General features: G+C 70.3%; 12 protein-coding genes and 1 tRNA gene. 5 read left to right on the top strand and 8 right to left on the bottom strand.

Translation table 11 applies throughout. The annotated features are described in order from the left end of the window. Positions 1-690: SDR family NAD(P)-dependent oxidoreductase (locus tag AC2H6A_RS11760; RefSeq protein WP_484273738.1), on the top strand; the 690-nt coding region annotated here is incomplete at its 5' end. Positions 691-745: 55 nt separating this feature from the next. Here the strand turns inward: AC2H6A_RS11760 and AC2H6A_RS11765 are convergent. From AC2H6A_RS11765 to AC2H6A_RS11790, 6 genes are all read right to left on the bottom strand, one after another. Beyond that, positions 746-2,029: an alpha/beta hydrolase family protein gene (locus AC2H6A_RS11765; protein WP_484273740.1), complete on the bottom strand. Its 1,284-nt coding sequence runs from the start codon at positions 2,027-2,029 to the stop codon at positions 746-748. Positions 2,030-2,172: 143 nt separating this feature from the next. Further along, positions 2,173-3,837 carry a DUF2059 domain-containing protein gene (locus tag AC2H6A_RS11770; RefSeq protein ID WP_484273742.1) on the bottom strand — a complete coding sequence of 555 codons (1,665 nt, stop codon included), beginning with the start codon at positions 3,835-3,837 and terminating at the stop codon, positions 2,173-2,175. 71 nt (positions 3,838-3,908) lie between these two features. Then, positions 3,909-6,878, bottom strand: a complete 2,970-nt coding sequence (locus AC2H6A_RS11775; RefSeq protein ID WP_484273744.1) for a valine--tRNA ligase — start codon at positions 6,876-6,878, stop codon at positions 3,909-3,911. Between the two features lie 14 nt (positions 6,879-6,892). Continuing rightward, complete coding sequence (locus tag AC2H6A_RS11780) at positions 6,893-7,417, bottom strand: hypothetical protein (RefSeq protein ID WP_484273746.1); 525 nt, start codon at positions 7,415-7,417, stop codon at positions 6,893-6,895. Continuing rightward, a complete protein-coding gene (locus tag AC2H6A_RS11785; protein ID WP_484273748.1) occupies positions 7,414-7,845 on the bottom strand; it encodes a DNA polymerase III subunit chi in 432 nt (143 codons plus the stop codon). The genes AC2H6A_RS11780 and AC2H6A_RS11785 overlap by 4 nt, the downstream gene beginning before the upstream one ends. Positions 7,846-7,858: 13 nt before the next feature. Then, complete coding sequence (locus AC2H6A_RS11790; protein WP_484273750.1) at positions 7,859-9,346, bottom strand: leucyl aminopeptidase; 1,488 nt, start codon at positions 9,344-9,346, stop codon at positions 7,859-7,861. A 60-nt stretch (positions 9,347-9,406) separates the two neighbouring features. On the opposite strand from AC2H6A_RS11790, the gene lptF reads away from it, so the two are divergent. The 3 genes from lptF to AC2H6A_RS11805 all read left to right on the top strand — a co-directional run bounded on the left by lptF (position 9,407) and on the right by AC2H6A_RS11805 (position 13,036). Further along, positions 9,407-10,522 carry an LPS export ABC transporter permease LptF gene (gene lptF, locus AC2H6A_RS11795; protein WP_484273752.1) on the top strand — a complete coding sequence of 372 codons (1,116 nt, stop codon included), beginning with the start codon at positions 9,407-9,409 and terminating at the stop codon, positions 10,520-10,522. Between the two features lie 9 nt (positions 10,523-10,531). Continuing rightward, positions 10,532-11,677, top strand: coding sequence for an LPS export ABC transporter permease LptG (gene lptG / locus AC2H6A_RS11800; RefSeq protein WP_484273754.1), 1,146 nt, complete (start codon positions 10,532-10,534; stop codon positions 11,675-11,677). Between the two features lie 228 nt (positions 11,678-11,905). Next, on the top strand, positions 11,906-13,036 hold the full coding sequence (locus tag AC2H6A_RS11805; protein ID WP_484273756.1) for an NAD(P)/FAD-dependent oxidoreductase: 1,131 nt from the start codon (positions 11,906-11,908) through the stop codon (positions 13,034-13,036). A 13-nt stretch (positions 13,037-13,049) separates the two neighbouring features. On the opposite strand, the gene AC2H6A_RS11810 is transcribed toward AC2H6A_RS11805, so the two are convergent. Further along, positions 13,050-13,901 (bottom strand): alpha/beta hydrolase, encoded by an 852-nt coding sequence (locus AC2H6A_RS11810; protein ID WP_484273758.1) that lies wholly within the window; start codon positions 13,899-13,901, stop codon positions 13,050-13,052. 205 nt (positions 13,902-14,106) lie between these two features. Here AC2H6A_RS11810 and AC2H6A_RS11815 point away from each other — a divergent pair. Beyond that, positions 14,107-14,182, top strand: a tRNA-Ala gene (locus AC2H6A_RS11815). A 109-nt stretch (positions 14,183-14,291) separates the two neighbouring features. Here the strand turns inward: AC2H6A_RS11815 and AC2H6A_RS11820 are convergent. Further along, positions 14,292-14,792, bottom strand: a complete 501-nt coding sequence (locus AC2H6A_RS11820; protein WP_484273760.1) for an SRPBCC domain-containing protein — start codon at positions 14,790-14,792, stop codon at positions 14,292-14,294. Positions 14,793-14,981: the final 189 nt, after the last annotated feature.

The following is a 14,981-nucleotide window of genomic DNA, read 5'->3' on the forward strand; positions in this document are numbered from 1 at the left end:
GGCGTATCGGGGATCGGCGCGGCGGTGAGCCAGGCCTTCGCGAAGGCCGGCGCAACGGTCATCGCCTGCGGCCTCACCGAGGCCGAGATCGGCGCCGCGGCGGCCGACCCGGCCTTTGCCGGCATCACCCTGCGTCAGCTCGATGTCACCGACCGATCGGCAGTCGATGCCCTCGTGGGCGGGCTCGATCGGCTCGACTTCGTGATCAACAGCGCCGGGGTCATCCGCCGCGATGCCGAGCACGACCCCGATGTCTTCGACCAGGTGCTCGATGTGAATGTTTCCGGCGGCATGCGGGTGAGCGCGGCCGCCCGCCCGCTGCTGGCCCGCAGCCGGGGCGCCATCGTGTTCATCGGCTCGGTGATGTCCTTCTTCGGCGGCCCGCGTCAGCCGGCCTACTCGGCCTCCAAGGGCGCGGTGCGCAACCTCACCATGTCGCTGGCCTGCGCCTATGCGGCCGATGGCATCCGGGTGAACGCCGTGGCGCCGGGCTGGGTGATCACGCAGCTGTCGCGCGGCGCCCGTGAAGACCCGGTGCGCTCGGCGGCCATCCTGTCGCGGGTGCCGGTGGGTCGCTGGGCGGACACCGCCGAGATCGCCGATCCGATCCTGTTCCTGTGTTCGGATGCCGCGCGCTACATGACCGGCACCGTGATGCCGGTGGACGGCGGCTACACCAGCGTGGGCTGAGGCCCCATCTTTCCGGGAGCGCCGCGCCCGGGTCAGGCGCGGCGTCTGCCACCGCCTACTTGCGCGGGTCGAAGAAGGCCTTGGCCACCGAGGCGCACAACGGCGGGATGATGCTGCCGTGGTAGGTGCTCAGGCCACCGGCCGCCGCCACCTGCATGTCGATCACCGGCTTCAGCGTGGGCACCTGCTCGACATCCACCGCGGTCACGGTCACGCCCTGGCTGGCGAAGTAGCTCACCGCCGAGGTCATGTTCGCCACCGGCACGGTGGGGTCACGCGAGCCCTGGCAGAGCTGGGTGGGCGCCTGCGGCTTGAAGTTCAGCAGGTCGTTCTGCGCCACGCGCTTGCGTGCCCCGAAGTTGGCATCGGCCTTGTAGCGGGTGACGAAGCTGTCGGTGAGCAGGCCGCCCGCGCCTGTGAGCGTGGGTGGCAGCTTGCCCTGCAGGATCAGCTGCTCGAAGCTGAGCGTGCCCGGCAGCAGGGTCTCGATGCCATTGACCCAGGGCGCCTGGAAGACATCCGAGGCGGCGGTGTAGACATCGCCATAGGCCTTCTGGGCGCCGATGAGCAGCATGGGCGTGAAGATGCTGGCGCCGGCCACCGGGGCGTCGAGCCCGTCGAGCACGGTCTTGGCGAGCGCGTACGGGCCGGCGAGCGGCGATGAGGCGGTCACCGGCAGCTCGAACGGATGGTCGCGCTCGAGCGCGCGCTGCGTGGCCATCGCGGCATGACCGCCCTGCGAGTAACCGCTCAGGAACAGCTTGCCGTTGTGGGCCAGGCCCTTGTCGGCGAGGAGCCGGCGACCCGCGCGCAGGGCGTCGATGCTCACCACCGCGGTGTTGTCGGCGTTCAGGTAGGGCGTGTAGCTCAGCGTGGAGCCCGAGTAGCCGAGGTAGTCGGGCATCACCACCACATAGCCCTGGGCGGCGAACATCAGCATCATGAGCTGCGCCTCACCGTTGGTGGGGCTCGACATGGTGTCGGCCTTGATGACGGTGGTGCCGTGGTGGTAGACCACGATGGGGTAGGGGCCGGTGCAGCCGGTGCCCGAGGGAATCAGCACCCCGCCGCTCGCCGAGACCTGCTGGTTGGCCGGATCGCGGGTGCCGTAAACGATCCGATTGAACGAGACATCGCACTTGGCGGCGCCGCCGATCAGGTTGACCAGGCCCGGCACGGCGGCCACGGTGGCGTCGATGGTGGCCTTGGGCACGGCGGCGGTCTGGGTGCTGCTTGCCAGCGTGCCGCGATCGGTGTCCTTGTCCGACCCGCAGGCCGCCAGGACGACGGCCACGGCCGCCAGGGATGCGAGCCGGATGGCTCGCCAGGGGGTTTGCATGATGGTCTCCTCCTCGGGGATCGGGGCCTTCCTGAACCGGAAGGTCCTCGTAGGAGGAATCCTACCCGTGCCGCGTGGCCAGGGCGAGCCGGCGGCCAGCAGCGATGGTCGGCAGGCCGCCCGGGGGCACGGGCGGTGGCCCCTCAGGGAGCGGACTTCGCCTCGCGGGCGCGCCGCTCGGCCGCCAGCTCGGTCTCGAGCCGTTCCCCCAGGGACTTCGCATCGCTTGCGCGACGCTCGTCCTCGCGGGTCACTTCCTCCGCGGTGGAGTAGAGCGGCTTCTCGAAGCGCACCTCGTCTCCCGAGCCCCGCTGAGCCACGGTGATGGAGCTGTACTGCTCGCCCCGCTGCACGATGCGGTAGCGCTTCGCGTCATAGGTGCCCTTCTGGAGGAAGCGGCGGGAATAGACGAGTGCGTACGGCGCCTGCACATTCACGGCATAGGTCACCTCGAAGGCGTTGCCGTTGCGCATGACCACCAGCGAGTCACTCGCGCCGAAGGCGGCGATTTCCTGCGCAATCGCGGTCCGCCAGGCGCGTTCCTGCGCCGTGTCCATGCCCACCACGCGCACCGTCCCGACGAAGGCGTTGACCGCCGGGATGGGGTAGCCGGGCGGGGTGGTGGGGATACAGGCCCCGGTGCGCTGGCGGGCCATGAAGAGACTGCTGCCCGGCTGTGACAGCGTCTGGATCGTGTTCGGCGGCGCGCTGCGGGCCCGCTCGACGAGAGCGGCGGCCGTGCCATCGCTGGCGTTCGGCACGCAGGCTTTCACGCCCGCGATGGCATCGGGTTCTCGCAGGTCCGTCGTCGCGTATTCCTTCGGCACGCTGACCGTCGCCGGTCCCAGCTCGGCGATCGAGCGCGGCAGCGAGCGCGGATCGGCGCGGATCTTCTGCCAGCGCTGCACCACATCGGTCACCGCGCGAATGTCATGCACCGCGAGGGGCAGGAGGTCGCGTGATCGGGCGAGGGTTTCAAGCCACGCCATGCGGGCGTTCTTTTCCTTCTCGGCGGCGGGTGAGCCGAGATAGCGGGCCACCGTCTCACGATCGGCCTGCGCGATGCGCCTGTCCAGGAGCTGGAAGGCCTCGGTGCCCGGCGGCGCTCCGGCCAGCAGGGCAAAGACCAGCCGTTCCGCATCCAGCCAGGGCATCAGCGCGCGGGCGGATTTCAGATGGAACGCGTAGTTCGCCGGTTCGGCATCGAGCAGGATGCCCTTGCTCTGGACCCAGGTCTGCCGCCGGTCGGCGAGCGTAGCGTCGGCCCCGCCGTACTCGGGATCGAGACCAATGCGCTCGAGTTCGAGCAGGCCGGCGTAGTACACCCGCTTGAGCTCGCGCTGGTAGGCCAGGAATGCCCGTCCCGCCGGGCTGCGATGGAAGGCGAGCGCCTCGTCGAGTTCCTGGGCGGAAAGGGCATCAGCATAGAACCGGGCGAGCGCGGTGTCGGGATTCTGCGAGATGCTCCGGATCATCCCGGCGGCGCTGGTCCAGCGCTGCCGCAGCGACTGCTCGATGCTGTAGCGCAGGTTCGCGCGGTAGAGCGCCCACGCGCGGTGGCGTGGGGTCCATGAGCTGCTCGTCGGGTCGAGGCCGCGGGTTGCGATCCAGGCGAGGTAGTCCAACTGCTCGGGCTGGTACGCCCGATCGAAGCTCACCGGCATCGAGAGCGGGATATCCTGGAGACGGATGAGCTCCTCGGACTTGACGATCGATTCCTGAGCCGTTGCCGGCATGGCCGCGAACATGACCACCACGGCGGTCGTCACCACGACCATCGTCGCGGTCGCGAGTCTGCGGACTCTCATGAGGACTCCTCCCGGATGGCGCTGCGAAGGCTCGGGCCGCAGGGCGAGCGGCAGGCCCCCCGGGGCGTGCCTCAGCCCAGCCGCGCGAGCTGTTCGTTCAGCCGTTGCAGCAGTGCTTCGAACCCTGCCAGACGCTCGCGCTCCTGCGCCACCACTGCGGGCGGGGCGCGCTCCACAAAGCTCGCATTTTCCAGCTTGGCGCGTGCCCGCGCGGCTTCGGCCTGCACCCGCGCCACTTCCTTGCCCAGGCGCTCGCGCTCGGCCGCCAGGTCGATCGCCACCTCGAGCATCAGCCGGTTCTCGCCCACGATCTGCACCGGCGCCGGCGAGTCGGGCAACTGCTCGACCACCCGCACCGCCTCCAGGCGCGCCAGCGAGCGCAGATAGGGCGCGCAGGAGCGCAGCAGGGCCGCGTCGCCGGCCGCCACCAGCGGCAGCTTCTGCGAGGGCGCGATGCCCATTTCGCCGCGCAGGGCCCGGCAGGCATCGATCAGCGATTTCAGGTTCGCCACCCAGGCGAGCGAGGCCGGGTCGATGCGACTGGCATCGCCCTCGGGCCAGGGCTGGGTGACGATGCTGAAGCGCTCCTCGGCCATGGCGGCACTCAGCTCGGCACCGTCCAGCGTCTGCCGGCCGCCTTCGCCGTAACGCATGGCGAGCGGCGCGACCTTCTGCCAGAGCGCCTCGGTGATGAAGGGCATGAGCGGATGGGCCAGGCGCAGCACGGCCTCGAGGGTGCGCAGCAGGGTGCGCCGGGTGGCGCGCTGCGAGGCCGGGTCTTCGCCGGCGAGCTGCACCTTGGCGAGCTCGAGATACCAGTCGCAGTACTCGTTCCAGACGAACTCGTAGAGCGCGCGCGCGGCGAGGTCGAAGCGGTACTCGGCAAAGTGGCGGCCGATGTCGATCTCGACCTGCTGCAGCGTGCTGGTCAGCCAGCGATCGAGCAGGCTGAAGTGCAGATAGCCGCCGGGCACGCACTGCTCGGCGGTGTGCGGTGCGAATCCGTTGTCCTGGCCTTCGCAGTGCATGAGCACGAAGCGGGTGGCATTCCACAGCTTGTTGCAGAAGTTGCGGTAGCCCTCGCAGCGGTTCAGGTCGAAGTTGATGTTGCGCCCGGGCGTGGCCAGCGCGGCGAAGGTGAAGCGCAGCGCATCGGCACCGAAGGCCGGGATGCCGTTGGGGTACTCGCGGCGGGTGCGCCTGGCGATGCTCTCGGCCTGCTTCGGGTTCATCAGCCCGGTGGTGCGCTTGGCCAGCAGGGTGTCCAGATCGATGCCATCGATCAGATCGATCGGGTCGAGCGTGTTGCCCTTGCTCTTGGACATCTTCTGGCCTTCGGCGTCGCGCACCAGCGCGTGCACATAGACCTCGCGGAACGGCACCCGATCGGTGAAGGCCACGGTCATCATGACCATGCGCGCCACCCAGAAGAAGATGATGTCGAAGCCGGTGACCAGCACCGACGAGGGCAGGTACTGCGCCATCTCGGGCCGCAGGTTCGGCGCGCCCTCGCGGAAGGGTTCGGCCGGATCGACCAGGGTGGAGAAGGGCACCAGCGCCGACGAGAACCAGGTGTCGAGCACATCGGGGTCGCGCACCAGCGGGCCCTGCCAGCCGGCAGCCTGCGCCTGCGCGTGGGCCTCGGCCTCGGAGCGGGCCACGAACACCGTGCCATCGTGCATCGGCGCGCCCTGCGCATCGGCCTTGTACCAGGCCGGTATCTGATGGCCCCACCAGAGCTGGCGCGAGATGCACCAGTCCTGGATGTTCTCGAGCCAGTGGTCGTAGGTGGCGCGCCAGTTCGCCGGCACGAAGCTCACCGAGCCGTCGGCCACCACCTCGAGCGAGCGCTGCGCGATGCTGCGACCGTTCAGCGGCGTGCCCTCGGGGGCGGGCTTGCTCATGGCCACGAACCACTGGTCGGTGAGCATCGGCTCGATGATCGCGCCGGTGCGATCGCCGCGGCGCATCATCAGCGTGTGGGGGCGGGTGGCCCCGAGCAGCCCGAGGCTGTCGAGATCGGCCACGATGCGTCGGCGCGCCTCGTCACGGTCAAGGCCGCGGTAGCGCGGCGGCGCGGCATCATTGAGCCGTGCATCGAGCGTGAACACGCTGATCATCGGCAGGCCGTGGCGCTGTCCCACCGCGTAGTCGTTGAAGTCGTGGGCCGGGGTCACCTTGACCACGCCGGTGCCGAACTCGCGATCGACATGGGCGTCGGCAATCACCGGAATCTCGCGCCAGCCGGCGGCGAGGTCATCGCCCGCGCCGGTGAGCGGCAGGCGCACGCGGCTGCCCACCAGGTGCCGATAGCGTTCGTCTTCGGGGTGGACCATCACCGCGGTGTCGCCCAGCAGCGTCTCGGGCCGGGTGGTGGCCACGGTGAGGTGACCGCTGCCGTCGGCAAGCGGGTAGCGGATCTCCCAGAGGTGGCCTTGTTCCTCTTCGCTCACCACCTCGAGGTCGGACACCGCGGTGAGCAGCTTCGGATCCCAGTTGACCAGGCGCTTGCCGCGGTAGATGAGGCCCTGCCGGTACAGGCCGACGAACACCTCGCGGACCACCTCGGAGAGCGTGGGGTCCATGGTGAAGTACTCGAGCGACCAGTCGGTGGAGGCGCCCATGCGCCGCATCTGCCGGGTGATGGTCGAACCCGACTCCTGCTTCCAGGCCCAGACCCGCTCGATGAAGGCCTCGCGCCCGAGGGCATGGCGGCTGCCGCCGGCAGCCTCGAGCTGACGCTCGACCACGATCTGGGTGGCGATGCCGGCATGGTCGGTGCCGGGCAGCCACAGGGTGTTGTCGCCGCGCATGCGATGGTGGCGGGTGAGCGCGTCCATCAGCGTCTGGTTGAAGGCATGCCCCATATGCAGGGTGCCGGTGACATTGGGCGGGGGCAGCTGGATGCTGAAGGCCGGCGCGCCGGGTTGCCGGCCGGCAGCGAACAGGCCGCGGGCTTCCCAGGCGCGGTACCAGCGATCTTCGATGTCGCCGGGCTCGAAGCTGCGGGCGAGCGAGCCCTGGTCGGCGGGTGCATTCATGGCGGTGCGTCGGTTCAGTGGGATTCGGGAGGGGCGGGCTCGTCTTCGCGGGCCTGCAACAGCGCGAGCTCTTCGGCCACGGCGCGCGCGACCAGGTCCTGCACCAGGTGCGAGAAGACATCATGCAGGTCGTGGGCGATCTGCACCGCGGCCTGTTCGATCAGGGGCGCTACCAGCGTCTGCAGCGAGTTCTCGAGCATGGGGCCGGCCTGCGCCAGCATGCGAGCGGTGACCCCGCGCTCGATGCGCTCGGCGAGCGCGTCCCAGTCGGCCTGGCTCAGGCCGGCAATGGTTGCGGCGTTGGCCGGGGCGACGGCGGCTGGGGTGGCGCTGGCGGCTGCCGCAGTGAAGGGCCCCGTGGAAGGCGCGGCGTCAGGCGCCGCAACGTCGGATTGGCGAGCCGGGCCCGACTCGCCGAGCGCGTGTCTCGGATCCGGCTCGCCCGGCCGCCGCAGCGGCACCACCTCGGTCAGCAGCGGGATGCTGTCGTCGTTCTGGAACGGATCATCGGACCCGGCCGCATCGGCGCGGCCGCTCATGCCGTGCCTTCGGCGCCGGCCAGGTCGAAGCTGGCCAGCGGATAGCCCCGCTCCTTGTAGAAGCGCCAGCGCTCGCGGGCCGCGGCCCGGTCCTCGTCGCGCTGGGAGACCACCTCGATCACGCGCTCGAAGCGGCTGAAGAACGAGGGGGTCTGCGGCGCGAGGTTGACCAGCACCTCGTGATGCGGGGTGTCGACCGGCTCGCTGCACAGCAGGATGGGCGTGACCGCCGCGAGCGGATCGGTGGCCGCCACATGCGGGATGAAGTCCAGCGGCGAGAGCGTCCACAGCCCGGTGTCGAGGGCGGCGATCTCCACCGGGGGCGCATAGACCACCGCGCGCTGGCCGGCCCGGTGGATCTTGCGCAGCAGCCGGCAGCCGTAGTGCAGCTTGTCGGGGGCGTTGAAGTGGAAGTCGACGCGGGTCATCCCGGCGCGGGCCTCAGGCCGGCGTGGCCCGATCGATCAGGAACTGCGTGAGCAGGGGCACCGGCCGGCCGCTGGAGCCCTTCTGGGCGCCGGAGCGCCAGGCGGTGCCGGCGATGTCGAGGTGCGCCCAGTCGAACTGCCGCGCGAAGCGCGCGAGGAAGCAGGCGGCGGTGATCGAGCCGCCGGCGCGCCCGCCGACATTGGCCATGTCGGCGAAGTTGCTCTTCAGGGCCTCGCCGTATTCCTCGTCGAGCGGCATGCGCCAGCAGGGGTCGCCGGATTCGCGGCCGGCCGTCAGCAGCGCGTCGGCCAGGCTGTCGGAGGGGCTGAACAGACCGCTGCGGTGATTGCCCAGGGCGATCACGCAGGCGCCGGTGAGGGTGGCGATGTCGACCACGGCCTGCGGCTTGAATCGCTCGGCGTAGGTGAGGGCGTCGGCCAGCACCAGCCGTCCCTCGGCGTCGGTGTTCAGGATCTCGATGGTCTGGCCCGACATGCTCGTGACCACATCGCCCGGCTTGGTGGCCTTGCCCGAGGGCATGTTCTCGCTGGCCGCGATGAGGCCGACGACATTGATGGGCAGCTTCATCTCGGCCACCGCGCGCAGCGTGCCCAGCACCGAGGCCGCGCCGCACATGTCGAACTTCATCTCGTCCATCTCGGCGGCGGGCTTGAGCGAGATGCCGCCGGTGTCGAAGGTGATGCCCTTGCCGATCAGGGCCACCGGGGCCTGGCGGGCCGGGCCGCCGTTGTACTGCAGCACGACGAGCTTGGGCGGCTCTTCGGAGCCGCGGGCCACCGACAGCAGCGAGCCCATCTTGAGCGCCTCCATCTGCTTGCGCTCGAGCACCTGCACCTTGAGCTTGAACTCGGTGCCGAGCTTGCGCGCGGCGTCGGCCAGGTAGGCTGGCGTGCAGATGTTGCCGGGCAGGTTGCCGAGGTCTCGGGCCAGGTCGGTGCCATTGGCCAGGGCCACCGCGCGCGCCACCGCCGTCTGGGCGGGCGAGCTGTCGGCGCGGGCCACCAGCAGGTGCACCCGGCCGGGGCGCACCGGCTGGGTCTCCTTGCGCGATTTCAGGCGATCGAAGCGGTAGGCGAGGTCGCGACCGACCGCGACCTGCTGGCGCAGCTTCCAGGCGAGATCCTTGCCCTTGACACCGGCCTCATGCAGCAGCGAGACGGCGTCGTCGCAGGCCAGGGCGCCGGTCTGGCGCAGGCCCGCGCGCACGGCCTCGGTGAAGGCGCGCTCGCTGCACTCGGCCTCATCGCCGGTGGCCACCAGCACCGCGCGCGCCGCCTTGCGGGCGTCGCCGTACACCAGCAGGGTGGCGCCGGCCTTGTGCTGCAGGTCGCCACGGGCGAGCGCAGCGCTCAGTGCACCGCCCATGGCTTCATCGAGCGCCTTGCCGCCGGCGCTGAGGTTGCTGCCATGACTCACCGGCACCAGCACGCAGGCCGTGCGCAGGGCCTCGACGGCCGAACTCTTTATACTGAATTGCATGGCAGCACCTGTCCCTCGGAATAACGGCCGATTATATCGGCCTGCACCCGGCGCTTCGCGATGCTCTTCAAGAAATCCCTGCGCCGGGACCTGACCAACCTGGCCGGCGTGGTCTTCGCCACGCTGTTCACCATCATGCTCACCACCACCCTGATCCGCACCCTGGGTCGGGCGGCGGGTGGTCGTGTGGACTCGGCCGGGATCCTGCCGCTGCTGGTGTTCGCGGCGATCAACTTCCTGCCGGTGCTGCTGGTGCTCACCGTGTACATCGCGGTGCTCATGGCGCTGACCCGCGCCTACCGCGACAACGAGATGGTGATCTGGTTTGCCAGCGGCCGCAGCCTGCGCCACTTCATCGCGCCGGTGCTCGCGTTCGCCGCGCCATTCGTGGTGGTGGTGGGCCTGCTCTCGTTCTCGCTGGCGCCCTGGGCGAACCGGCAGATGGACGAGTACCAGCAGCGATTCGACCAGCGCCAGGACGTTTCGCGGGTCTCGGCCGGGCAGTTCCGCGAATCGGCCTCGGGCTCGCGGGTCTTCTTCGTGGAGGCGCTCTCCGAGGACGAGCGGGTGGTGCGCAATGTCTTCGTCACCCAGCGCAGCGGTGAGCGGCTCACGGTGGTGGTCTCGGCTGGCGGCGAGGTGACCACCCAGCCCGACGGCCAGCGCTTCCTGGTGCTCGACAAGGGCCGTCGCTACGATGGCGCCAGCGGCGACCCCACTTTCCGGGTGATGGAATTCGAGCGCTACGGCCTGCGCATCGACCCTGCACCGGCGCCGGCACCGCACACCGCGGCCAAGGCCAAGACCACGCTCGCGCTGCTTGCCGACCCCACCGCCTCGCACCTGGGCGAACTGGTCTGGCGCATCGGCCTGCCCTGCTCGGCGGCCCTGCTGGCGCTGATGGCCATCCCGCTGTCCTCGTTCAATCCGCGGGTGGGGCGGTCGGTCAATCTGGTGGTGGCCCTGCTGGCCTACCTGCTCTACAGCAACCTGATCTCGCTGTCGCAGGTCTGGGTGGCCCAGGGCAAGGCGCGCTTCGCGGTGGCGGTCTGGCTGGTGCATGCGGTGGTGCTGGCGCTGGCGGCTTTCCTGCTCTGGCGCCGCACCGCACTCTCGGCCTGGCGCCTGCCCCGGCTGCGGCGCGCGCCTGCCGGCGGCGCGCGGGCCGGTGCCTGAGCGCGCGGCATGATCCTGATCCGCCGCTATCTGGCCCGGGCGATCACCGGCGCGGTGGTGTTCGTGCTCGCCGGCTTCCTGGGCCTGTTCGCATTCTTTGACTTTGTCAACGAACTCGACGATCTCGGGCGCGGCGTCTACCAGCTTCAGCACGCGGTGGCGGTGGTGCTGCTTGGCCTGCCCAGCCGCATCTACGAGCTCATGCCCGTGGCCGCGCTGATCGGCGCGATCTATGCGCTGGCCCAGTTTGCCGCGAGCTCGGAATTCACCGCCATGCGCGCCGCAGGTCTGGGCCGACGCCGGGCGCTGGCCGCGGTGGTCACGGTAGGCGGGGGCTTTGCGCTGGTGACGGCGCTGGTGGGTGAACTGGCCGCGCCGCCAGCAGACCGGCTGGCTCGCCAGATCCGCTTCTCGGCGCTGTCGGCCGGCACGGGGGCGGGTGCCGGGGCCGAGCTGCGTTCAGGCCTGTGGGTGAAAGACACCCTGCGCGACGAGGCGGGGCAGGTCACCCGGCAGCGCTTCGTGAACATCGCCGAGATGCGCGCCGACACCAGCCTGCGGGCGGTGCATGTCTTCGAATTCGACGATCAGTTCCGCCTGCTGGCCCTGATCGATGCCGCTGGCGCGCGCTTCGAGGCGCCGGGTCGCTGGCGGCTGCAGCAGGTGACCCTGACCCGCTTCCAGCCGGTGCAGGCCGCCGGCGAGATCGCCGCGCTGCGGGCGGTAAGAAGCACGGCTGCGGACATGGTCTGGGAGAGCGAGCTCAGCCCCGAGCTCCTCGGGGTGCTGGCCCTCATGCCGGAGCGGATGTCGGCGCTGGCCCTGTTCCAGTACATCCGCCACCTCGAGGACAACCAGCAGCGCAGCGATCTTTATCAGATCGCGCTCTGGAAGAAGCTGCTTTATCCGCTGGCGGTGATCGTGATGCTGGTGCTGGCGCTGCCCTTCGCCTACCTGCAGGTGCGCGCCGGGGGCATCGGTCTGCGCGTCTTCGCCGGGATCATGCTGGGTGTGGCGTTCCATTTCATGAACGGTCTGTTCTCCCATCTCGGTCTGCTCAACACCTGGCCACCATGGCTGGCCACCGGCATGCCCAGCCTCTTCGCTCTGGCGCTGGGGCTCGGGATGCTGGTCTGGGCCGATCGGGCACGCTGACCGGCGGATCAATGGTTGTCATTTCGGGAATCGAAATTTCATGGACGAATACCGCGAGACCGGTTAGGATCGCGGCCAATCGGTGACGGCAAGCTCGCTCACCCGGATTCGAGGAGGAGGAGGAGAGGCAGCGAGACTGCCCTTTTCGAGGCGCGCAGCAATGCGCGCCTTTTTTCTTTTCCGGGTCCGCCGTCGCGCTGACGGGCGGGGCCCGGGCAGGGGATACCGATGACCGATGTGGATTTTCTGGTGATCGGCGCCGGCATCGCCGGCGCGTCCGTGGCCTGGTGGCTGGCGCCCCATGGCCGCACCCGGGTGCTCGAGCGAGAAGACCAGCCCGGCTACCACAGCACCGGCCGCTCGGCGGCGCTGTTCTCCGAGACCTACGGGCCGGCGCAGGTACGGGCGCTCTCGCGGGCGAGCCGGGACTTCCTCATGCACCCGCCGGCAGGGTTCTGCGATCAGCCGGTGCTCAGCCCGCGCGGCACCCTGATCGTGGGGCGGCCCGGCCAGGACGAGGCGCTTGCCGCGCTCCACCGGGAACTGGCCGCGCAGGGTGCGGTGGACTGGTGGCGCCCCGAGCAGGCGCTGGCCGCGGTGAGCGTGCTGAGGCCGCAGCGCACCGGCTTTGCCATCCACGAGCCGGGTTCCTGTGACATCGATGTGCACGGCCTGCACCAGGGTTTCCTGCGCGGGCTGCGCCGCGCCGGCGGTGAGCTGAAGTGCCGGGCCGAGGTGACGGGCATCTCACGCGAGGGCGAAGGCTGGCGGGTGCGGGTGGCCGATGGCCGTCAATGGCGCGCGCGTCGGGTGCTCAATGCCGCGGGAGCCTGGGCGGATCGCATTGGCATGCTGGCCGGTCTGTCGCCGATCGGCTTGCAGCCCTGCCGGCGATCGGCCTTCGTGTTCGCCCCGCCGCCGGGCCTGGATTGCGCCGCCTGGCCGATGGTCACCGATCTCGACGAGAGCTGGTACTTCAAGCCCGACGCCGGCCAGCTGCTCGCCTCGCCGGCCAATGCCGACCCGGTGCCGCCGCAGGATGTGCAGGCCGAGGAACTCGACATCGCGCTGGCGATCGACCGGCTCGAGCAGGCCACCACGCTCGCCATCCGCCGTCCTGCCCGGGTCTGGGCGGGCCTGCGCTCCTTCGTGGCCGACGGCGAACTGGTGGCCGGCGCGCGTGCCGATGCGCCGGGCTTTCTCTGGGTGGCGGCACAGGGCGGCTACGGCATCCAGACCTGCGCGGCCATGGGGCAGCTGTGCGCAGCCCTCGCGCTCGGTCGGCCGGTGCCCGAGGCGCTGCTGGCGCACGGTGTGCAGGCCGCAGCGCTGTCGCCGGCCCGTGAGGGCATCGGCTGAGGGCGTGTGACCCTCAGGCGCCCAGGCAAAGCGCCGCGCTGGCCTCGAACAGCGGATTGCCCGGCGTGGCCAGGCCCTCGATCACCGACAGGTGATGACAGCCCGGCATGGGCACATCGGCGCGCAGGTTGGCCCGCCAGCGCGCGCCCAGCAGCGCGTTCTGACGCTTGAACTCGCTGCTCTCCAGGCCGCCCACCGCGGTGATCAGCGGCGCGCGCGAGGCCGGCGGCATCCAGGCCGGCGAGAGCCGGGCCACGCTGCGCGCGTCGAGCTTCAGGTCGACATTCAGGAAGCTCGCCAGTCGGATCGGCTCCAGGTCGTAGAGCCCGCTGACCGCCACGCCGCCCTTGACCAGGTCGGCGGGCAGATCCGGATCCCAGGCTGGCCACAGGGCGGCCAGGCTCATGGCGCAGAGATGGCCGCCGGCGGAATGACCGCTCACGACGATCCGCGCCGGGTCGATGCCGTGGCTGCCGGCATGGCGGTAGAGCCATTCCAGCGCCCGCAGCACCTGGCGGGTGATGGTCTCGAGGCTCACCGCCGGGGCCAGCGCGTAGTTGAGCACCGCCACGCTGATGCCCCGCGCAAGGAAGGCGGGCGCCACCCAGGAGAAGTCGTCCTTGTCGAGGCTGCGCCAGTAGCCGCCGTGGATGAACACCATCAGCGGGCTGTGGCCGCCGGCCGCGGGGAAAAGATCGAGGGTCTCCTTCTCGTGGCTGCCGTAGCGCAGCCCGGCGAGGTGCGCATGCGCGGCGCGGGCCTGCGCGGCCTGGGCCGACCACCGCACCAGGTAGTCGGCAAAGTCGGGGATCATCGCGCGGTTGTTGTACTCGCGGTTGCAGAAGTCTTCGGTCAAGTCCGGCATGGCGGGGTCCTGGCGGGATGGCGCCGCGCGGGAGGGGCAAGCGGCAGGAAGCGGGGAGGGCGAGCGGCGGGAACGGGCTTGGCCAGAGCATTCCAGCGGCGAGGCGGGGCGTCAAACCGCGGCGGCCGGGGCCAGGGACTGTGCCCGCGTCGCCAGCCGAGCAGCGTCGTGCGGCTCGCTGACCTGTGCTATCCTCATGGGCTTCGGGGCGGTAGCTCAGCTGGGAGAGCGTCGCGTTCGCAATGCGAAGGTCGGGAGTTCGATCCTCCTCCGCTCCACCACTTCCCAAAAAGCCCAACCCTCACCGGTTGGGCTTTTTTTCCTCCGTCACTGCCAAGGGCGCGTCCCATGCCCGCGGTGGCTTGCCGTCGGGCAGTGGGCATCCGCGGTTCAAGCCGCCGCGGCTTGCTGCACCATGGCCACCAGCTGTTCCAGCGCAGCAGCCCAGCCCTGCTCGAACCCCATGGCCGCGTGGGCGTCGCGGCCCGCGGCGTCCACATGGTGCACCTGAGCCTGATAGCGCGTGCCGCCGTCGGGGAGAGGATCGAAGCGCAGCTCGCAGACCAAGCCGAAGCCGGGATGGCTGATGGCCTGCGGCTTGTAGCCCGGCCCGAGCAGGTTGGTCCACACCAGCCGATGGGGCGCTTCCACCGCGAGATAGCAGCCGACACCCTCGGGCTGCGTCTCGCCTTCCGGGGATTGCATGGTGGTGCAGAAGGCGCCGCCCGGTCTGGGGTCAAGGGTGCAGGCCACCACCCGCCAGGGGCGCGGGCAGAACCAGGGCATGAGCAGCTCCGGCACCGTCCAGCCCGCGAAGCATTGCGCCGGGCTGATCGGCACGTCGCGGACCAGCCGCAGGGTGAGGTCGGAATCGGTCGAGGAAGCGGTCATTGGTGCAGTCTACCCATTGGTCATCGTCGTCAGCGAGCCCGCACGGTGTCGCGGCATGGGCTCCCGCGGTACAGTGCGCCGGTTTCCTCCCAGGGATCGTGACATGGGCAGTCCAGTCATCCGTCGATGGACGCGCGCCGGGATTCTCGGCACGCTGATGTGTCTGGCCGGCGCGGCATCGGCGCAGAC

The organism is Quisquiliibacterium sp. (assembly GCF_982640115.1).

Coding starts and splice junctions, on each gene's coding strand:
- lptG (WP_484273754.1), top strand. CDS start 10,532: ATGATCCTGATCCGCCGCTATCTGGCCCGGGCGATCACCGGCGCGGTG.
- AC2H6A_RS11790 (WP_484273750.1), bottom strand. CDS start 9,346: ATGCAATTCAGTATAAAGAGTTCGGCCGTCGAGGCCCTGCGCACGGCC.
- AC2H6A_RS11770 (WP_484273742.1), bottom strand. CDS start 3,837: ATGAGAGTCCGCAGACTCGCGACCGCGACGATGGTCGTGGTGACGACC.
- AC2H6A_RS11780 (WP_484273746.1), bottom strand. CDS start 7,417: ATGAGCGGCCGCGCCGATGCGGCCGGGTCCGATGATCCGTTCCAGAAC.
- AC2H6A_RS11820 (WP_484273760.1), bottom strand. CDS start 14,792: ATGACCGCTTCCTCGACCGATTCCGACCTCACCCTGCGGCTGGTCCGC.
- AC2H6A_RS11765 (WP_484273740.1), bottom strand. CDS start 2,029: ATGCAAACCCCCTGGCGAGCCATCCGGCTCGCATCCCTGGCGGCCGTG.
- AC2H6A_RS11775 (WP_484273744.1), bottom strand. CDS start 6,878: ATGAATGCACCCGCCGACCAGGGCTCGCTCGCCCGCAGCTTCGAGCCC.
- lptF (WP_484273752.1), top strand. CDS start 9,407: ATGCTCTTCAAGAAATCCCTGCGCCGGGACCTGACCAACCTGGCCGGC.
- AC2H6A_RS11805 (WP_484273756.1), top strand. CDS start 11,906: ATGACCGATGTGGATTTTCTGGTGATCGGCGCCGGCATCGCCGGCGCG.
- AC2H6A_RS11785 (WP_484273748.1), bottom strand. CDS start 7,845: ATGACCCGCGTCGACTTCCACTTCAACGCCCCCGACAAGCTGCACTAC.
- AC2H6A_RS11810 (WP_484273758.1), bottom strand. CDS start 13,901: ATGCCGGACTTGACCGAAGACTTCTGCAACCGCGAGTACAACAACCGC.